Source organism: Myxococcus sp. CA051A (assembly GCF_013336705.1).
Taxonomy (GTDB): domain Bacteria; phylum Myxococcota; class Myxococcia; order Myxococcales; family Myxococcaceae; genus Myxococcus; species Myxococcus llanfairpwllgwyngyllgogerychwyrndrobwllllantysiliogogogochensis.
This window is the reverse complement of sequence record NZ_JABUMS010000004.1, coordinates 19,177-38,605: the sequence shown is the minus strand read 5'-3', so window position 1 is coordinate 38,605 and position 19,429 is coordinate 19,177. Positions and strand designations below refer to the sequence as shown.

At 70.8% G+C, this 19,429-nt stretch carries 17 protein-coding genes; 15 read left to right on the top strand and 2 right to left on the bottom strand.

What is annotated here, in order from left to right; genetic code table 11:
- A complete protein-coding gene (locus tag HUA74_RS13720; protein ID WP_174454905.1) occupies positions 1–390 on the bottom strand; it encodes an iron-sulfur cluster assembly accessory protein in 390 nt (129 codons plus the stop codon).
- A gap of 133 nt (positions 391–523) precedes the next feature.
- Between HUA74_RS13720 and moeB the strand changes: the two genes are divergently transcribed.
- Together moeB and HUA74_RS13710 are read left to right on the top strand one after the other, a co-directional pair.
- Positions 524–1,684: a molybdopterin-synthase adenylyltransferase MoeB gene (gene moeB / locus HUA74_RS13715; RefSeq protein ID WP_174454904.1), complete on the top strand. Its 1,161-nt coding sequence runs from the start codon at positions 524–526 to the stop codon at positions 1,682–1,684.
- 33 nt (positions 1,685–1,717) lie between these two features.
- Positions 1,718–2,050: a rhodanese-like domain-containing protein gene (locus HUA74_RS13710; RefSeq protein WP_174454903.1), complete on the top strand. Its 333-nt coding sequence runs from the start codon at positions 1,718–1,720 to the stop codon at positions 2,048–2,050.
- Between the two features lie 8 nt (positions 2,051–2,058).
- Here HUA74_RS13710 and HUA74_RS13705 read toward each other — a convergent pair whose 3' ends face one another.
- The gene (locus tag HUA74_RS13705; protein WP_174454902.1) at positions 2,059–4,374 is read right to left on the bottom strand and encodes a serine/threonine-protein kinase; all 2,316 of its coding nucleotides are present in this window, start codon (positions 4,372–4,374) and stop codon (positions 2,059–2,061) included.
- A gap of 196 nt (positions 4,375–4,570) precedes the next feature.
- Between HUA74_RS13705 and HUA74_RS13700 the strand changes: the two genes are divergently transcribed.
- The 13 genes from HUA74_RS13700 to HUA74_RS13640 all read left to right on the top strand — a co-directional run bounded on the left by HUA74_RS13700 (position 4,571) and on the right by HUA74_RS13640 (position 19,409).
- Complete coding sequence (locus HUA74_RS13700; protein WP_254625058.1) at positions 4,571–5,107, top strand: hypothetical protein; 537 nt, start codon at positions 4,571–4,573, stop codon at positions 5,105–5,107.
- Between the two features lie 212 nt (positions 5,108–5,319).
- A complete protein-coding gene (locus HUA74_RS13695; RefSeq protein ID WP_174454900.1) occupies positions 5,320–6,636 on the top strand; it encodes a hypothetical protein in 1,317 nt (438 codons plus the stop codon).
- A 15-nt stretch (positions 6,637–6,651) separates the two neighbouring features.
- The gene (locus HUA74_RS13690; RefSeq protein ID WP_141645821.1) at positions 6,652–7,365 is read left to right on the top strand and encodes a VTC domain-containing protein; all 714 of its coding nucleotides are present in this window, start codon (positions 6,652–6,654) and stop codon (positions 7,363–7,365) included.
- A gap of 6 nt (positions 7,366–7,371) precedes the next feature.
- A complete protein-coding gene (gene tmk, locus HUA74_RS13685) occupies positions 7,372–9,087 on the top strand; it encodes a dTMP kinase (RefSeq protein ID WP_174454899.1) in 1,716 nt (571 codons plus the stop codon).
- Between the two features lie 12 nt (positions 9,088–9,099).
- Positions 9,100–9,804 (top strand): DUF4956 domain-containing protein, encoded by a 705-nt coding sequence (locus tag HUA74_RS13680; RefSeq protein WP_141645823.1) that lies wholly within the window; start codon positions 9,100–9,102, stop codon positions 9,802–9,804.
- On the top strand, positions 9,801–10,583 hold the full coding sequence (locus HUA74_RS13675) for a hypothetical protein (RefSeq protein WP_174454898.1): 783 nt from the start codon (positions 9,801–9,803) through the stop codon (positions 10,581–10,583). Before HUA74_RS13680 ends, HUA74_RS13675 begins: the two co-directional genes overlap by 4 nt.
- 128 nt (positions 10,584–10,711) lie before the next feature.
- On the top strand, positions 10,712–12,376 hold the full coding sequence (locus tag HUA74_RS13670; protein ID WP_174454897.1) for a metallophosphoesterase: 1,665 nt from the start codon (positions 10,712–10,714) through the stop codon (positions 12,374–12,376).
- Positions 12,377–12,509: 133 nt separating this feature from the next.
- Complete coding sequence (locus HUA74_RS13665; RefSeq protein ID WP_141645826.1) at positions 12,510–13,940, top strand: RsmB/NOP family class I SAM-dependent RNA methyltransferase; 1,431 nt, start codon at positions 12,510–12,512, stop codon at positions 13,938–13,940.
- A 24-nt stretch (positions 13,941–13,964) separates the two neighbouring features.
- Positions 13,965–15,734: a M61 family metallopeptidase gene (locus HUA74_RS13660; protein WP_174454896.1), complete on the top strand. Its 1,770-nt coding sequence runs from the start codon at positions 13,965–13,967 to the stop codon at positions 15,732–15,734.
- A 12-nt stretch (positions 15,735–15,746) separates the two neighbouring features.
- Positions 15,747–17,198 carry a tetratricopeptide repeat protein gene (locus HUA74_RS13655; protein ID WP_174454895.1) on the top strand — a complete coding sequence of 484 codons (1,452 nt, stop codon included), beginning with the start codon at positions 15,747–15,749 and terminating at the stop codon, positions 17,196–17,198.
- 43 nt (positions 17,199–17,241) lie between these two features.
- The gene (locus tag HUA74_RS13650; protein WP_174454894.1) at positions 17,242–17,625 is read left to right on the top strand and encodes a carboxypeptidase-like regulatory domain-containing protein; all 384 of its coding nucleotides are present in this window, start codon (positions 17,242–17,244) and stop codon (positions 17,623–17,625) included.
- Between the two features lie 270 nt (positions 17,626–17,895).
- Complete coding sequence (locus HUA74_RS13645; RefSeq protein ID WP_174454893.1) at positions 17,896–18,777, top strand: ribonuclease HII; 882 nt, start codon at positions 17,896–17,898, stop codon at positions 18,775–18,777.
- On the top strand, positions 18,774–19,409 hold the full coding sequence (locus HUA74_RS13640; RefSeq protein WP_141645831.1) for a hypothetical protein: 636 nt from the start codon (positions 18,774–18,776) through the stop codon (positions 19,407–19,409). Before HUA74_RS13645 ends, HUA74_RS13640 begins: the two co-directional genes overlap by 4 nt.
- The last annotated feature ends 20 nt before the right edge of the window (positions 19,410–19,429 follow it).

The following is a 19,429-nucleotide window of genomic DNA, read 5'->3' as shown; positions in this document are numbered from 1 at the left end:
TCAGGTCGTGAACGAGGTGCCGCAGCCGCAGGAGGACTTCGCGTTCGGGTTGTTGAACTTGAAGCCCGCGCCAGTGATGGCGGAGACGTAGTCGATCTCCGTGCCGGCCAGGTACTGGGCGCTCATGCCGTCGGTGGCGAGCTTCACGCCGTCCTGCTCCCAGACGCTGTCGCCGGCCTTCGACTCCTTGACCAGGTTCAGGTCATAGCCGAGGCCGCTGCAGCCGGCCGGCACGACGCGGATGGAGAAGAAGTAGCCCTCGAAGCCCTGGTCCTTGATGACCTTCTTCACCTGCTGGATTGCGCCTTCCGTCAAACGCACGGCCTCGGGCGGGGCGGACTGGGGGGCCGTCGTGGTGGCCGGGGCGGGGGTCGTGGTCGTCGTATCCATGTCGGGAAAATCTCCTCTCGAACGGCCCTTTATAACGCCCGGGGCCGGAAAATCCATGGGACCGGCCGCCTGTCCGCCCCGGACGCTTCATCCCGAGCGGAACACGCCCCGCCCTCGGGTTATACCCCGCCCCATGGCCCCATCCTTCCGTGAGCTTCTGGCCGGTGTGAAACAGGAGATTCGCGAAGTCACCGTGGACGAGGTGAAGCGGCTCCTGGACGACCGGGCCCAGGTGAAGCTCATCGACGTACGGGAGGCGGACGAGTACGCGGGCGGACGGCTGCCTGGCGCCGTGCACATCCCCCGGGGCTATCTGGAGCTGCGAATCGAGGAGCGGGCCGGGCGGGACGAGGAGCTCGTCGTCTACTGCGCGGGCGGGACGCGCTCGGCGCTGGCGGTGAAGAGCCTCAAGGAGCTGGGCTACACACGCGTGGCCTCGCTGGCGGGCGGCTACAACCGCTGGAGCGACGCGGCGCTGCCGGTGGAGAAGCCCTTCGTGCTCACGGCCGAACAGAAGGAGCGCTACCGCCGACACCTCATCCTCCCGGAGGTCGGCGAGGAGGGGCAGGCGAAGCTCTTGAAGTCGCGCGTGCTGTTGATGGGCGCGGGCGGGCTGGGCTCTCCGGCGGCGCTGTACCTGGCGGCCGCGGGCGTGGGGACGCTGGGCATCGTCGACTCGGACGTGGTGGACCTGAGCAACCTGCAGCGGCAGGTGCTCCACACCCAGGAGCGCCGGGGCCAGCCCAAGGTCGTCAGCGCGAGGGCCGCGATTGAAGCCCTCAACCCAGACGTCCGCGTCATCCCCTTCCAGGAGCGGCTCACCTCGCACAATGTCCTGCGCGTGCTGGAGGGGTTCGACCTGGTCCTCGACGGCGGAGACAACTTCCCCACCCGCTACCTGCTCAACGACGCGTGCGTGATGAAGGGCCTGCCCAACATCCACGGCTCCGTCTTCCGCTTCGAGGGACAGGTGACGACCTTCGTCCCCGGCCAGGGGCCCTGCTACCGCTGCCTCTACCCCGCCCCGCCGCCGCCGGAGCTCGCGCCCTCATGCGCGGAGGCCGGAGTGCTGGGCGTGCTGCCCGGGCTCATCGGCCTGCTCCAGGCCAACGAGGCCCTCAAGCTGATTCTCGGCCAGGGCGAGTTGCTCGTCGGCCGGCTGCTCACCTTCGACGCGCTGAGCACCCGCTTCCAGGAGCTGAAGCTGCGCCGGGACGCGCAATGCCCGGTGTGCGCGCCGGGCGCGAAGGTGGAGCTCATCGACTACGAGCGCTTCTGCTCCACCACCGCCTGAGCGCCCCGCGACTCGAGCCAGGAACCTCCCCGCATGCCCATCCCCGAAATCATGCCCGCCCGACTCGCCGAGCTGCTCGCCGGCCCCGCCGAGTCCCGCCCCGCCCTGCTGGACGTGCGCTTCCCGCATGAGCACGAGTACGTCGCGCTGCCGGACTCGGTGCTCATCCCCCTGCCGGAGCTGGACGAGCGCGCCGACGAGCTGGAGGCCCTGCGGGGCCGGCCCGTCGTCGTCTACTGCCACCACGGCGTGCGCAGCCTGGACGGTACGGCCTACCTGATGTCACGCGGACTGGAGGCCGTGTCGCTGCGAGGCGGCATCGACCTGTACTCGATTCAGGTGGACCCCTCGCTGCCCCGCTACTGAGGGGGCCCTCAGCCGAGGAACGCGGACAGGTCCTGCGTCTCGCGGTTGATGCTGTTGGGCTTGATGTCGACCTCGAAGTGGAACGGCTCCTTCAAGGGGCCGCCATTGAGCTCGAGCTTGTGCTTGCCCTCCATCAGCTCAATCTTGAGGCCCTTGCCATTGCCCCCCTGGTAGATGCCGACGTCCTGGTCCCTGCGGCGCACGGTGATGTTGCGCACGCTGTCCGGCTTGAGCAGCAGCAGCAGACTCCCCCGGCGGAACTCCTGGGTGAGCACCTTGGCCTGACCCGGCTCGCCGAACGCCAGCGTGTCCGTGTCCTCCTTGTAGATGCCCTGCTGCTCGTTCTCCAGGATGAGAGTGTCCTGCAGGTGGGCGCCCGACACCAGCGTCAGCGGCGTCATGCCCAGCTCGGTGATGGGCTGCGAGCCGCCGCAGCCATTTGCATGGCGCACGGAGACCTTCACCCGCTCATTGGTGTTGATGGTGAGGCGCACGCCCTGCCCGTCCGACGCCGTGGCGCTGAGCACCGCGAGGATGGGCTTGTGGAAGATGGCCACCACCGCCAGCAACCCCACGATGAAGCCCAGCGTGGCCACGTTGCGCGTCGCCATGGTGCGGCGCGTGCGGCGCGAGTCGTCCGACAGCGCCCGGTCCACGTCGTCGTCCGGCCTCACGGCGGGCGCCGAGGAGAGCGAGACGCGCGAGCGCGACGGCGGGGGCACGGACATCTCCGCGCGGCTGGAGGTGCGGCGGCGAGGAGGCTGCTCGGGCGCGGACACCTGCGACTGCATGCCCGTGCGACGGCGCGGCGGAGGCTCCGGAGGCGGGAGCATGGTCCGCTCGTCGTCCTCGTCCTCCATGCGCGTGCGCTCGTCCAGGTCCAACGACGCGGACGTGCGGGAGCGCGGCGGCGGGGGCGCGTCCACGTCCACCACCGGCTGGGCGCGCGTCATGGAGCGGCGCGGCGGCGACGGAGGCGGCTCTCCGGGATTGGTGACGGCACTGCGCAGGTCCGAGCGGGAGCTGGTGCGCGCCACCTGGGTGACGTTCGCGTTGCTGGGCCGGCGCATCGAGTCCGACGTTCCACCCCGGCGACGCGGCGGCACGTCCAGGTCGCCCGAGGGCGCGTCCCACTCGCCCGGGTCCTCTTCCACTACCGGATGCGCGGAGGCACCCGTGCGACGCGGCGGCGGGGGCGGGGCGGAGCGCGAGGGGGCGGCGCGGCCTCCTCGCTCGCGGGGCGCGGAGGCTTCACCTGGAGGCGCATCCCAGCTCATGTCCGCGGACGACGGACGTCCCCGGCCGCGCTCCTGAGGGGGCGGCGTGGGAGGCACGGGCGAGCCCGAGTTGCCCGACGCGTCGTCGTCCACCGGGACGACCTGGCCCTGGACCTTCTCATCGGCCAGTCGGTCCGCGAAGAGCGTCTCCATCAGCTCGGAGATCTGCACCGAGCCCGCCACCCAGCGCTGGCCGACGAGGATTTCCTCCAGCGCCGTCTGGAACGTGCGCGCGTCCCGGTAACGGTCGTCCGCGTTCTTGGTGACGGCCCGCATCACCACCGGGTCCATCTCCTCCGGGACGTCGGCCACCTGCGACGGCGGCTGGATGGCGCACTCCATGGCCGCCTGGAGCGTGGCCAGCTCCGAGTCCCGCTTGAGCGGACGCACGCCCGTGAGCAGCTCGTAGAGCACCAGACCGATGGCGAAGATGTCCGCGCGCCCATCCAGCGGCTTGCCGGCCGCCTGCTCCGGCGCCATGTACGCGAACTTGCCCTTGATGGCGCCCGACTTGGTCAGCGACGCCTGGTCCGCGGCCTTGGCGATGCCGAAGTCCACCAGCTTCACCGAGCCGTCGAAGCTGATGAGGATGTTCTGCGGCGAGATATCGCGGTGCACCACGCGCAGCGGCCGGCCCGCGTCGTCCGTGCGGCTGTGGGCGTAGTGCAGGCCCTCGCACGCCGCCGCGACGATGCGGATGGCCAGGGGGCGCGCTATCCACTGCCCCGCGCTGGCCGCCTTGCGCATGACCCGGCCCAGGTCCTCGCCGTGGATGAACTCCATGGCGATGTAGTAGGTGCCGTTGGCCTCGCCGAACTCGTAGACCTGCGCGATGTTCGGATGGTTGAAGCGCGCCGCGATGAGCGCCTCGTTCCGGAACATCTCCACGAATTCACGGTCCTCCGCCAGATGCGGAAGGATGCGCTTCACGACGAGGTTCTTGTGGAACCCCTCGATGCCCGACTGACGCGCCAGCCACACCTCGGCCATGCCGCCGGTGGCCAGCTTCTTCAGGAGCTGATATTTCCCGAATGATTGAGGGTTCATCCCGGTACTCTGGCCGGGGGAGTTGGCTCAGATGGAATGCGTCAGGGGTCGCCATCTTATGGGACAGCCGCCGCCGAGGCAAAGGTGGCGCGCACGGAATTCGCTCGGGGTGCTGATTGCCTGCCTGCTGGCGACGGGTGCGTTCGCAGCGACTCCGGGTGCGGATCAACTCCGCTTGGAGCGACGCGGCGACGTCATGGAGCTGCGCTGGGCGGATGCCGAGGAGCGCCTGCAGGGTACGCTTCACCCCGCCCTTCCCCGGGAGGGCCAGCCCGCGATGCTGTCGCTCCACGTGGGCGCGTTCGAGGGCACCGAGTTCACCGGCCCCCTGACGCTGACCGTCCATTTGAAGGATTCGCCCGCCCAGGTGACGAAGACGCTGACGCGCGACGGCGTCAACTGGCACACCGAGCTGACCTTCGACGAGCCGGGCCTCTACGAGCTGGAGATCCGCTACCAGAACACGCACCTCAAGGTCCTGACGGGCTACGTCACCGTGGCCGCCCAGCCCCTGCCTCCGGAGTTGAGCTGGGGCCTGCTCGTCCTGGCTTCGGGCGCGGCGCTCGTCTGGGGTGTGCGGGGCGCGATGCGGAGGATGAAGGCCCCGGCCTCGCCCGCGGGCACGCCAGAAGCTGGCACGGCCACCGCTTCCACGACGACGCTGGAGTCTTCCGCGTCCACGGAGGAACGCGATTCCACCGTCCCGCCGCCGGATGCGGCGTCCAACCGGTAACTCCTTCTACCGGCTGATCGACATTCGTACAGGCCCGGCTGCCCTCGCGGTGGAACTTCCGTTCCCACCGAGGGCCTTGTAACGCCCTGGTCACGACGTTTTCGCGCCCTGGCACACCCGCGCGCCGCCCACGCCGTCCTCCACCCGACGTTGTCGATTCGGGCACCGCAGTTGCACAAGCCCTCTGGCGGCTGCGATGGGGAGGCGGGGACATGGGCGGGTGGCGGTTGGATGATCTGGGGAGGCGGGGCCTCCTCGTCGCGGTCCTCCTGAGTGGGCCGGCGTTGGCGGGTGCTCCGGCTTCCGCAAGCAACGCGGGGTTGGAGGCCGCGGAGGATCCGCTCTCGGGCGGAGTCGTGGATGGAGTGGAAGCGCCCGAGAGCGGACCCCCAGAAGGCTCCGAGCCCCTGGAACCTTCCCAGAGCAGCCTGACGGAGGGCGCGCTGGCGCAGGCCCTGCCCCCGCGCATCCAGCCCAGGGACACCGGCGACGCGGTGAGCCCGGTGCCGCCGACGAGCGCACAGCCCACGCCGGAGCCCGCGCAGCAGGCGGACCCGAAGAAGAAAAAGAAGTCCAAGCCCGGCGCGCAGCAGGAGGACTCGCTGGGAGAGGACTCCACGGCGCTCGACGACACCCCTCAGGAGGAGGTGCAGACGGTGCGCGTCTTCGGCCGGGTCTACGCCCGCGCCAGCGCGGACGAGCGCGCGAAGTACCAGCGCGCGCTGAGCATCCCTTCCGCGCGCGTGGGCGTGGGCACGTCGCTGTCCAACCTGGAGGCCGAGGTGAGCGCGGACCTCGCGGACTCGTCGATCCTCAAGGACGCCTTCGTCCGCCTCGCGGACGACAGCAAGCGCTTCCGACTCTACGGCGGCCAGTTCAAGGCCCCCTTCCTCCAGCGCCGGTTGGAGGGCTCGTGGAGCCTGCCCATCCAGGGACGCGGTCTGGTGGAGGACTACCTGGGGGACGTGCACGAGTTGGGCGGCCGTCGGATGGGACTGATGGGCGAGGTGCGGCTCAAGAGCCTCTGGGATGTCCGCGTGTCGGCGGGCGTGTTCCAGGGCTCCAAGGATGACCTGGGCGTGCGCACCAAGGAGGACCTGGCCGGACGCGTGAGCGTGCGTCCGTTCAAGAAGATGCTCACCCTGGGGGTCAGCACGTACGTGGCGGAGGCGTTGGACCGCGCACGGCGCCACGCGGTGGCGGCGGACGCGGAGCTGAAGCTGGGCGGGCTGAACGTGACGGGTGAGGTCGTCACGGGACGGCTGCCCATGGGTCCGTTCACCGCGCAGCTCTTGCTGGCGAGTTGGACGGTGCCGGTGACGACGGAGTGGGCGCTCCAGCCGGTGGTGGGGGCGGAGGGGTTGCAGTTGAGAGGGGATGTGGAAGGCCGGGGCCACTCGCTGGTCGGGGGTCTCAACCTGCTGCTGGGGAGTCGGTTCCGGGGGCAGTTCCAGGTGGAGCGCGCGTTGCGACCGGGGGACGAGGCGCCGGGCCTCGAGTACTCGCTGCAGCTCGCCACCCGCTTCTAATCACGGAGACACGCCATGCTCTCGTTCGCCGAGGGAGAAGTGACCAGACTCCGGCGTGAGTTCAAGCTGGTTCTGGGAGAGCAGGCCGCGCTCACGCTGTGCGCGCGGTTGTCGATGGAGCTGGAGGGGCAGATGCCGCGACCCACGCGCATCGTGTCCGTCTATTTCGACCGACCGGGCTGTCCCCTGGCGTCGCGCGCGCTGCGCACGCCGGAGGACTGCCTCAAGGTCCGCACGAAGGAGTACTCGCCGGACGTGGGGGCCGGCGGCGTGGAGCGCGTGGTGCTGGAGGTGAAGCGCGAGCGTCATGGACTCACGCAGAAGCGTCGGGTCTGGGTGCCGCGCTCGGACCTGGGGCGCGTGTTGCGAGGGGGCGCGCGCCTGTTGCCGCTCATCACCGGAGGCAGCCTGCTGCCGGTGCTGGCGGTGACGTACCAGCGGCACGTGTATCAGGCGTCGCAGGCGTGGCGGGTGACGGTGGACCGGGACATTGGCTACCACCAGATTGCTCCGGAGCTGGCCATGTCCCAGCTTGCCCTGACGACGGAGCGGCTGGGACCGCCGCTGTGGAGCGAAGGACGCGTGGTGGTGGAGGTGAAGCACCTGGGGCAGGAGCTGCCCGACTGGCTGTCGTCGCTCAATCCGGGCGGCGCGCCAACGTACAGCAAGTTCGCAGAGGGGATGGCGAGGGTTCATGCCTTCGCCGTGGATGGGGTCGCGAGGGGATAAGGCACCGTGTTCATCGACTTCGAGGGGATTGACGGCAGCGGCAAGACGACGCTCTCCAACCTGCTGGCCGGGAGGCTGAAGAAGCTCGGCTACCGGGTGGCGCACGCACGGGAAGGAGGCGAGCTGCGCTCGTCCACGGCCCGGCGCGTGCGGGAGCTGACGCGCGATGCGCGGCTGCTGGAGATGTCACCGCGCGCGGAGTTCTTTCTCAATCTGGCGCGAGACGCGCAGCAACTGGAGGAAGTGGTGGCGCCCGCGCTTTCGCGGGGCGAGGTGTGCATCACCGACCGTTACCTGTACTCGCAGCTCGCGCTGAGCGGAGGGGGCCGGGGACTGCCCATGTCGGAGCTGCGGCCCGCGTGCGAGCTGGCCTCGCAGGGACTGTGGCCGGACCTGGTCATCCTGGTGGACGTGGACCCGGACCTCGCGAGGTGGCGCAAGCGGCTGGGCAAGGCCCAGGCGGGACGCGGCTCGGACGGGGACAGCCGCAAGGGGCTCGCGGGCGCGGGCCTGGCGGTGCGCGTGCGCGAGTCCTTCCTCGCCCTGGCGAAGGAGGACCCTCGACGCTGGCTCATCCTGGAGAACAACGACGCGCCGCTGCACGTGCTGGAGCAGCGGCTCGTGGACGCGGTGGTGGCGCGACTGGAGGGGCGCGACACACCCGTGCAGCGCATCGTCCCCATGTCGACGACGCCGGTGCACTCGGGCCCCGTGGACGTGGAGGACGTGGAGGCGCGCTTCTTCCAGGCACTGGACACCGTGGAGCTGCGCGAGCCGTCGCTGGCGGTGTGGATGCTGGGTGGCCTGCCCGGCCTCATGGCGCACCAGCGCAGACTGGCCTTCGTGGAGCGCTTCCCCGCCCTCACGGCGCGGGGCCTCCTGGGCCTGGGAGATGAGGCGGCGTGGACGCTGCGAGAGGTGCTGGCGCCGCTGGCCCCCGCGCAGGTGGCGCTCGGCCTGGGCGGACTCACCGGCGCGCGCGCGTCGATGATGCGCGAGCGGCTGTATGCCCAGGCTCCGTCGGAGGTGCTGCAGGGCCTGAAGGGCGACAGCTCTCCCCAGGCGTGGGCGCTGCGCGAGCGTGGCATAAAGGACGGCCGCCTCACCGACGTGCTGCTGGGCCTCTCCGGCGTGGACGGCGAGGAGTCCTGGCTGGTGCGCGAGGCCGGCGTGCAGCGCTCGTTGTTCGTGGAGACCGCGCGCAGCCTCGGAGGCCTGTCGGACGCGCGGGCGGACGCGCTGAGAGAGGCGCTCCTGCCCCATGACCGGCTGGCGGTGCTGCGCGGCACCCAGGGACTGGACACCCCGGTGGCGCGCGGACTGCGCGAGGCCCTGGCGGGCAAGGCGCTGAAGCTGGTGCTGCGCTCGCTGACCGGACTCGACTCGCAGGAGGCGTGGGCGCTGCGCGAGCGGGGCTCCTCGCAGACGAAGGAGGCGCTGGACTCCGTCGACGGCATGAACGACCCGCGCGCGTGGAAGCTGCGGGTGGCCCACGCGAAGCGCTGGCCCGCCACCGTGCTGTCCTCGCTCAAGGGGCTGCCCTTGGGGCCCGAGGCACGCACGCTCATCTCACGTGTCCTGGAGGCACGCCCCGCGAGCCTGCCGGTGTTGCGCAATGCCTATGCGGTCATCGCCACGGCGTCGACGCTCGACGCTCGGGGCACCACGGTCCGCCCAAGCCGCGTCGTCGCGGATGCGGCCACACAGCTGGTCGAGCTCTAGGGGAGCCCCGACATGGAGGTTTCGATTCCAGCGCTCTTCGAGAGCGCCAAGGCGGAGATGAGTTCGTTGTCCATCACCGTGATGCTGCCGCGGATGCTCGCGGCGGCGTTCATCGGCACGGTGTTGTCACTGCGTCCCTGGCGGCTGCCCATGCGCCGGGCGCTGCCGAAGGCGGACATGATTCAAGCGCAGGTGCTGCTGTGCGCGGCGGCGGCGGTCATCACCGCCGTCATCGGCGACAGCGTGGCCAAGGCCTTCGGGCTGGTGGGACTGGGAGGCTTCGTGCGCTTCCGCTCGGGCCTCAAGGACCCGCGCGACGCGGCCATCCTCTTCCTGATGATTGGCCTGGGCATGGCGTGCGGCCACGGAAGCCTGGGGCTCGCCGGTGTCGGCACGGTGTTCGTGGCGGCGCTGCTGTTCGTGCTGGACCTGTTCAACCGCGAGACGCCCGTGGCGACCCGGCAGCGCCTGCTGGTGTCCGCGCAGGCCGACGACCTGGTGGGCGCGGAGGCGTCGCTGAGGAGCGCGCTGCGTGAGCGCAACGTGCTGGTGAAGAGCTGCGCGCTCGACTTCGACGGGCGGCGGCTGGAGCTGGAAGTGGAGGAGCCCGTGCCCGGCTCGCTGACGGCGGCGCTGGGACGGACGGAGGGCACGCCCCTGCGGGGGCTGCGGTGGACGGCGGTAGGCCCCAAGGGGACACGAGAGGAGCTGACATGACACGCAGGTGGGTGGTCGCGCTCGCGGCCGGATGGTTGCTGGTGGGGTGTGGTGGTGGAGGGAGCCTGCCCAATGGAGATGGACCGGGTCCCTCGCCGGGCGGAGACGTGGGCCTGCCGGGCGACAAGGACCCGAACGACAACAACCCGGACGACACGGCCTCCAAGACGCTGTGGCCGCTGACGACGGGCTCCGTCTGGGTCTACGACATCCAGGACCCGGTGCACGGCAACTTCCAGAAACGCGTGACGGTGCAGGGGCCGCGCGAGGTGCCGGGGGCACCGGCGGGAACGACGGGCGTGCTGGTGCACAGCCGGCAGGACCGGGTGGCCACCGGCATCCTCTACGAGGAGTACTCGTGGCAGCTCGAGCAGAGCAATGGCCTGGTGGTGCGCCTTCGCGAGGAGGACCACCGGGACGGGGTGCAGGTGCGCACCACCACCTGGTCTCCCTCCACGGTGAAGTCCCTGTCGCGCGCGCCGGGCTCTCTGCCCTGGTCCTTCACCAGCGCCGTGCAGGAGCTGACGGTGCTGGGTGACGGGAGCCAGGAGGACAGCGACCCGACCTATACGTGGCGCGTGCTGGAGGTGAACGCGACGGTGCAGACCCGGGCCGGCACCTTCACCAACGCCGTGAAGGTCCGCCGCGACAAGCTCAACGACGCCGGCGAGGTGAAGGAGGGCAAGGAGCGCACGTACTGGCTGGTGCCCGGTGTCGGCAAGGTGCGCGAAGAGGGTGAGCGCACCGAGGACCTCGCGACCTATGACGTGAAGAAGTAGCGCCCGGCGGGACAGGCGTCGGGTGCGCGAGGGCTTGCCTCGCCGCCCGGCGCCCACTTCCCGTCCGGATGAAGGTCGCGGAGTGAACGGTTGGGCCTCCGTCCCGAAATGGTTCGGGAGGAGGCTGCATGCATCGGAAGACCCGCTTCAACCCGCTTCCCCTGGCCGTGGCCCTGACCCTGGTGTCGGCCGTGGCTTCCGCGGGCGTCCTCGCCCGCGACCCCTACCTCCAGAAAGTCGGCCCGGACACCGCCCTGGTGGCGTTCCGTCTGGCGGCCAACTGCTCGCCCGAGGTGCGGTATGGCGTGGGAGCCGTCAGTGAGGTCGCCCGCTCGGAGGCCTCGGGCCGCGTCCATGCCGTGGTGCTCACCGGCCTGAAGCCCAGCACCGAATATTCCTACGAGGTCAGCGCCTGCGGCCTCAAGACGCCCACCAAGCGCTTCACCACCGCGCCCGAGCCCGGAACGCGCAGCGTGCACTTCGCCGCCGTGGGCGACTTCGGCACGGGCGGCTCGGACCAGAAGGCGGTGGCCGCCGACATGCTCGCGCGCAAGCCGGAGCTGTTCGTGGCCCTGGGCGACAACGCCTACCCCGACGGCACCGAGGCCGACTTCCAGGACCACCTCTTCGCGCCCATGGCCGCGCTGCTGGCGGAGGTCCCCCTCTTCGCCTCGCCCGGCAATCACGAGTACGTGACGAACCAGGGACAGCCGTACCTGGACAACCTCTACATGCCCACCAACAACCCGGCGGGCTCGGAGCGCTACTTCTCGTTCGACTGGGGGCACGTGCACTTCGTGTCGCTCGACTCCAACTGCGCCATTGGCCTGTCGGCGGCGGAGCGCTGCTCGCTGGCGGACCAGAAGGCGTGGCTGCAGACGGACCTGGCCGGCACCACGCAGCCGTGGAAGGTCGTCTTCTTCCACCACCCGCCCTGGTCCAGCGGCGAGCACGGCTCGCAGCTCACCATGCGCCGCCAGTTCGGCCCCATCTTCGAGAAGTACGGCGTGGACCTGGTGCTGACGGGGCATGACCACAACTACGAGCGCAGCAAGCCGATGCAGGGTGACGGCGTCGCGTCCTCGGGCGGCATCCCCTACCTGGTGGTGGGCGGCGGCGGCGCGGCCCTGCGCGCGTTCTCCGAGGGCCAGCCGAGCTGGAGCCAGGTGCGCGACAACAAGGCGCACGGCTTCCTCGACGTGGAGGTGGTGGAGGGCGTGCTCACCGCGAAGCTCATCACCACGGACGACACGGTGCTCGACAGCTTCACGCTGCACAAGGACCTGCCCCCGGTGGAGCAGCCGCCCCCGGCGGATGCCCTGTCCGTCACCGTGGAGGGCGAGCGCGGCGTGGCGCCCCACCGCGCCCTCTTCCGCGCGACGACGTCCTCGGTCGTCCCCGTGAGCTGGGACTTCGGCGACGGCGGCGCGGCCGAGGGCACGACGGCCGAGCACACGTACGCCAAGGCCGGCCAGTACACCGTGACGGCGACGGCGACTTTCGGAGCGGTGACGCGGACCGCGACGTCCGTCGTGACAGTCTCCGCGGCCCCGGGTGGCGGTGGTGGAGGCGAAGACGGCGGCAGTGGTGGCGGCACCGACGCGGGGACCCCTTCCACGGGCAACCCGGACGACCGCCCTTCCCCGCCGACGACGGGCACGCCGGGCACCGACGATGAGGGCGGCGGGTCCGGTGGGGGTTGCGCCGCGGGTCCCACGGCCGCGCTGCTCCCCGCCGCCGGGCTGATGGTGGCCGGACTGCTCCGCCGTCGCCGCGCCAGCCGACGTCCTTGAAAACCCGGCTCGCTCCCCGTCGGTGAGCGAGCCCCCCGCCCGGGTGTGTCGGTGGACCGAGCGTCCCCTGACCACCCGGGTTTGCTTTCCCCGCTTGTCAACCCGCCCGGGGGATGCAAAGGCCCCTGCAGCCATGGCCCAGAAATCCAAATTCCGCCCCACCTCGCGACCGTCCGCGAAGAAGTCCTCCAACGAGCGTACGCACAGCAAGAAGCCCACGCTCAAGGAGCAGGCGCGCTCCCCTCGGCCCGTGAGAGAGGACCTGGTGCTCCAGGCCTGCCTGGAGGCGTACGCGCTGGTGCGCCATGAAGGGCGACTGTCGGACCGGGCGCTGGACTTCACGCTGCGCCGCAAGACGAACCTCTATTCGTCGGAGCGCCGCGCCGTCGCCGAGCGCGTCTACGCCCTGCTGCGCCGCCAGCGCACGGTGGACTTCCTGCTGTCGCGCGCCCATCCGCAGTTCGACTCGCTGGACTCCACCCGTCAGGACGTCCTGCGTCTGGCCACCTCGCGCGTCCTGCACGGAGATGCGCTGGGTGAGGTGGCGCGCACCTCGTCGCTGACGCCCGCGGATGCCTCCGCCCTGAGCGCGCTGCCCCAGGCCGCCGCCGCGCTGGAGGCCCTGCCGGAGAAGAAGCGCTTCCCCATCGCCGCCTCGCTGCCGGACTTCCTCGCCGAGCGCTTCCTCGCGCAGTACGGCAAGGACGCCGCGCGCGCCGCCGAGGCGATGAACGAGCGCGCTCCCCTCACCGTCCGCGCCAACCTCCTCAAGGAGGACCGCGACGCGCTGGCGAAGCGCCTGTCCACCGAGGAGGTGGAGTCCAAGCCCTCCCTGCTGTCGCCCATGGGCCTGCACCTGGAGACGCGCATGAACGTCTTCTCGCTGGAGACCTTCCGCGAGGGCTTCCTCGAAATCCAGGACGAGGGCAGCCAGCTGCTCGGCATGCTGGTGGATGCGCCCCCCACGCGCGTCGTCGATGCGTGCGCGGGCGCGGGTGGCAAGACGCTCCAGTTGGCGGCGCAGATGAAGAACCGGGGAGACCTGCACGCGTTGGACATCGACACGCGGCGCATGGAGGACCTCAAGAAGCGGGCCCGCCGCGCCGGGGTGCACAACGTGCGCGCCCAGCTCATCGCCGCGGAGGGGCCGGAGGCGGACTCCTCGCTGGACTCGCTCGCGGGCAAGGCGGACCGGGTGCTGGTGGACGCGCCGTGCAGCGGCACCGGCACGTTCCGCCGCAAGCCTGACGCGCGCTACCGCCTGACGCCCGAGCACCTGGCCGAGCACGTGGCCCGGCAGAAGGCGCTCCTGGAGCGCTTCTCGCGGATGGTGAAGCCCGGAGGCCGGCTCATCTACGGCACGTGCAGCGTGCTGCGTGAGGAGAACGAGGCCGTCATCGAGGACTTCCTCTCGCGCCACCCCGAGTACACGGTGCGCCCGGTGGCGGAGCTGCTGGGGCCGGAGCTGGGCGCGAAGGTGGGCCCTGGCCCGTTCCTGCGCCTTGCGCCGCACACCCACGGCACGGATGGCTTCTTCGGAGCCGTCCTCGTCCGAGCGAAGTAGCCTGCCTGGAAGAAAGGCCCGGCCATGTCCCCGTCCGTCCGCTACCGCGTCTCACTGCCTCGGCCCCATTCGCATCTGGTGGAAGTGGAGGTCACCTTCCCGGCGGGCCCCACCGTGCTCGACGCGCTGATGCCGGTGTGGACGCCGGGCAGCTACCTGGTGCGCGAGTTCGCCCGGCACGTCCAGGACCTCACCGCGACGACGCAGGACGGCTCGCCGCTGACGGTGAGGCGCGTGGACAAGCAGACCTGGCGCGTGAGCGCCGGAGGCCAGGCCGTCACGCTGCGCTACCGCGTGTACGCCAACGAGCTGACGGTGCGCACCAGCCACGTGGACGGCACCCACGCGTACCTCAACGGCGCCACCGTGTTCCTCTACACGGAGGCGACGCGGGGCCTGGAGCACCAGGTCACGGTGGACGCGCCGCCGAGCTGGAGCACCTTCTGCGCGCTCGGGCAGCGAGCGGGGGCGTTCATCGCCTCGGACTACGACACGCTGGTGGACAGTCCCTTCGAGGTGGGCCCCCACACGCCGCTGAGCTTCACCGCGGCGGGCGTGCCGCACGACATCATCGTCTGGGGTGACACACCGGCGGACCCCGAGCGGCTGTGCGCGGACTTCCAGCGCCTGTGCGAGGTGCAGGCCCGCCTCTTCGGCGGACTTCCCCTTCAACGCTACCTCTTCCTCCTGTACCTGACGGACAAGGGACGCGGCGGGCTGGAGCACCAGGCCAGCACCGCCCTGCTCTTCCCCCGCACGGCGCTGTCCACGGGCCGGGGGTGGGAGGACTTGCTGACGCTGGCCGCGCACGAGTACTTCCACCTGTGGGTCGTCAAGCGGGTGAAGCCCCGGGCGCTGGTGCCCTTCGACTACTCGAAGGAGAACTACACCTCCCTCTTGTGGGCCTTCGAGGGAACCACCGCGTACTACGACAACCTCATCGTCCGGCGCGCGGGGCTGATGTCCGCGCAGCGCTACCTCACGCGGATGGGCGAGACGCTCACCGCGCTGCACTCGACGCCGGGCCGGCGGACGCAGACGCTGCTGGAGGCGTCGCTGGTGAGCTGGGTGAAGCACTACCGGCCGGACGAGAACTCGCCCAACAGCGCCATCTCCTACTACCTGAAGGGCGAGGTGGTGTCGGCGCTCCTGGATTTGGAGATCCGCCGGGCCACCAGCGACACGCGCGGCCTGGATGACGTGCTGCGGCTGTTGTGGCGCCGCCACGGGGACGGCTCCGGCGTGAATGAGGACGGCGTGGAGGCCGCGGCGAACGAGGTGGCGGGCGTGGACCTGACGCCCTTCTTCGACCGGGCGCTGCGCACCACCGAGGAGCTGGACTTCTCGGTCCTCGCGCACGTCGGCCTGGAGATGAACTTCCGCATCCGGGAGTCCGCGAGCGACCGCGGAGGCACGCCGCCCAAGGGCAAGGAGTCCAAGCCGAAGGGCTGGCTGGGCGTCACCCTCAAGGGGAGTGCCACGGTGGCCACGGTGCTGGACGGCTCGCCGGCTCAGGACGCGGGGCTGTACGCCGAGGACGACGTGGTGGCGCTCGACGGCTGGAAGGCGGACGGCGCCGCGCTGATGAGCCGCTGTGAGGACCGCAAGCCCGGGGAGACGGTGCGGGTGACGGTCTTCCGCCGCGACAGGCTGGTGGAAGTTCCCGTGGTGCTCGGCGCCAAGCCCACGGAGGCCGTGTGGCTTTCGCGCGTGGACAAGCCCAGCGAGGCGCAGAAGTCCGCCTATCAGGCCTGGCTCGGCGCCCCCTGGGACGAGGCCCCTGGCACGACGTAGGCTGCCGGGAAGATGCCTCCCACCACCGCGGCCGCCTGTCAGCGTCATCCCAAGGCCCTCGCCGGCTGGCGCTGCCAGTCGTGCGGCGCGGCGCTGTGCCCCGAGTGCGCCCTGGGGCGCCGGGTCCAGACGGTGGAGCTGGTCGCCTGCGGACCGTGCGGCGGCGACGCCCAGGTCCTCGGCATCCACCGCGGCGCGGTGCCGCTGTCCCACCGGCTGAAGAAGGCCTGGCGCTACCCCTTCTCCGCCGAGGGACTCCAACTGCTGGTGGCGCTGAGCCTGTTCCTCGCGACGGTGGCCTGGTTCGCGGAGATGTCGTTCCTGTTGATGCGGGCCCCGCTCATCGCCCTCTACGGCGGCCTGTTCTGGGCGACGTTCTTCGGCCTCGTCCAGGAGTCCGCGCGCGGCGACACGTCGCTGGACATCCCGGACTTTAGCGACATCTTCCGCGACGCCATCGTCCCGGGCCTGCGCGGGCTGATGGTCTTCGTGCTCGCGGCCCTGCCGGCGCTCGCCTACGGGTATCTGACCCATACCGGCGCCCACGCGAAGCTGGACGCCTTCGCCTGGTTCATCCAGTGGGAGCTGCCGCCCGACCTGCTCGAGGACCCGGTGCTCTGGGCCCTGCTGCTCCTGGGGGGCCTGTGGCTGCCCATGGGGCTCCTGCTCGCCGCGACGGGCCAGCCGCCGTGGCGCATGCTCGACCCGCGCCTCGTGCTCCGGCTGGCCCGGGGCCTGGGCTCCGACTACCTGCTGACCACCTTCGTGCTCGCGCTATTGGTGCTCCTCCAGGTCGTGGCCCACGGGGTGGCCGCGGGGCTGCGCGCGCTGGACCTGGTCATCATCTCCCGTGTCCTGGCGGAGTGCGTCACGCTGGTGGTGCCCTTCCTCGCGGCGCACGTGCTGGGCCTGCTCCTGTACGTCCGGGGAGACCAGGTGGGCTACGGCGAGGCACGGGACTACCTGGAGCCGGTGCTGGGAAACACCCGGCCGCTGAAGGATGCACCGTCGCTCCACTCGACAGGGCTCTTGACGGAGCACGTCACGGAAGCGGCGTCTCCTGGAGGGGAAGCCGGGGCGAGCCAGGCGAGCGCCACCGAGCAGCTCTCCGCCCTGGCGACGGCCGTGGGGGGGCGCGATGTACCCCGGGCCCTGGAGCTGTATGCCGCGCTGGAGCAACTCCCCGCCTCGCGTGTGCCCGCCGAGCACCACCTGTTCATCGGGCAGGCAGCGGCCGTGGAAGGAAACTTCCCACTGGCGGTAGCGGCGCTGGAGCGCGCGGCGGATGTGGCACCGGATGCGCCCACCGCGCCCCGGGCCCTGGTGCTGTTGGCGCGCGTGCTGGGCGAACGGATGAACGAGATGGCCCGCGCGGAGGAAGTCTACCAGTACGTGCTGCACCGCTACCCGGACACCAGCGCGGCGCGCTACGCGGGCGAGCGCACGAGACTCACTTCCGACTGAGTCAGGCATTGCCGCGCGGAGGGACAAGCATCACCTTGAGCACATGCTTCGCGTGCGCGGACTCTGCTGGCTCATCGGCCTCGGCTTGCTTTCGGGATGTGATGACGCACCTCGCATGGAGCGCGGCATCGACGACTGTGAGGCGACGCTGATGGCGTTGCGCGTGGAGGTCGTCTCGGCGGAGGGAGCCCGGGTGCGCGGTGCCACCGTCACCGCCACAAACCTCACCTCCAACGAGAGCATCTCCGGCGTCACCGACAGCGACGGCGTCACCACCGCCGTCAACGAGCGGCTCGCCCCCAGCCCGGTGCGAGTGGTGGCCACCGCCGGCGCCAAGGTGTCCCCTGCCTCCCGCGTCGAATGGGTGTGTGACACCTGCAACTGCGTACCCGAGCCGGCCGAATTGACGCTGGAGTTGAGTCCGTAGGAACTCATCTGGCCTCCAACTTCTCCGGGGTTCGCGAGGATTTCCTCGCGAGAATGCACCAGGGAGGTTGAATTGAGCCGGCCGCCTGCGGTACGGCTGTCAGCATGCGTCAGACCCGCATGCCCGCCTCCTCGCGTCACATCCCCGTCCTCGGAGCCACCCACCAGTCGGGCGCTCCCGTGTGTACGGCGGTGGGGACGTGTTGTGGTGGGCACCGCGTTCCCTCATCGGGGAGTCCTACCGTTCCGGTAGTCGCTCGGGTCCGCAAGCATGTCCATCGATAGCCGGGAACAGTGGCTTCAGTGCGCCCTCGGTGAGCTGACCGAGCGCTTCGTCACCCAGGCGAACCCCGTCCCGAACGGTCTGTTGGAAGCGCTCGACGCGGATCCGCGACGAGGCGCCCAGGCGCTCGCCCGGCGCATCCGCTCCCGTCAGGAGAAGAACCGCTCCGAGGGCCAGCGGCTGCGCCACCTGCTGCGCTTCGAGACGGAGCTGTGGGAGCAGGGGCACACGCATGTGGCGGGCGTGGACGAGGCGGGCATGGCACCGCTGGCCGGCCCCGTCGTCGCGGCCGCGGCCGTGCTGCCCAGGAGCTACCGGCTCAAGGGACTGGACGACTCGAAGAAGGTGCTCGACGCGCAGAAGCGCGAGGCGCTGGCGGTCGCCATCAAGCGCGACGCGGTGGCCTGGGCGGTGGGCCACGCGGAGGTGGAGGAAATCGACCGCCTCAACATCTACCACGCGGGGTTGCTCGCGATGCGCCGCGCGGTGGAGGGCCTGGGGCTCAAGCCGGACTACGTGCTGGTGGACGCGCGGACGATTCCGCAGTGCCCCTCGCCCCAGCGCGGAATCATCAAGGGCGACACGCTCTCCATGAGCATCGCCGCGGCCTCCATCCTGGCCAAGACGACGCGCGACAAGCTGATGGCGGAGCTGGACGCGCGCTACCCGGGCTATGGGCTGGCGGACCACAAGGGTTACCCGACGGCGCGCCATGTCCAGGCGCTCAAGGAGAAGGGGGTCCTGCCCATCCACCGGCGCAGCTTCGGTCCGGTGAGAGAGGTGTTGGGACTGGTGGCTTCTCCTGAAACTTCCCCCGTGCAGGCGGAGCTGTTCTCCGCCGTGCCGTCTCCGACGAGGAGAGAGTCATGAGCACGGACCGAGACATCGACGGCTGGCTGTCGGACCGCGGAATCACGCTGACGGACGCGCGGGTGCGCGCTCGCGCGGTGCTGGAGGATGCGGGCCTCACGCGTCCCGGCAAGCTGCGGATGAGTGAGCCCAAGCTGCACAAGGCGGCGGAGGTGCTCGAGGGGCGCTTCTTCCCCGTGTGCGCGGATGGCGCGTGCCTCAAGGTGGCGCAGGCCAGTGGCCGCGAGCCGCTGCGGGTGGAGCCGCGCAGCCACTGCGCGCGCTGCGGAGGTTCGGCCAACCACCGGGCGGAGGTCGCCTTCGTGGAGACGTGCAACCGCCTGGGCGTGCGCAAGGTCGTGGTGGTGGGCGGCTCTCCAGCGGTGCGCGAGGAGCTGGAGTCGAAGCTGGGCCACCACATCGACCTGCGCATGGTGGACGGCACCGAGCGACGCACGTCGGACCGGGCCCGGAGTGATTTGGAGTGGGCGGACCTGGTGCTGGTGTGGGGCGCCACGGAGCTGCACCACAAGGTGAGCGGGCACTACACCCATGGAGGCCCGGCCTACAGCCGCAAGGTCGTCCACGTGGTGCGCCGGGGCGTGGCGGCGCTGCTGGAGGAAGGCATGACGCACATGGAGCGGGCACGCTGAGCCGCTGACACGTCACGCAC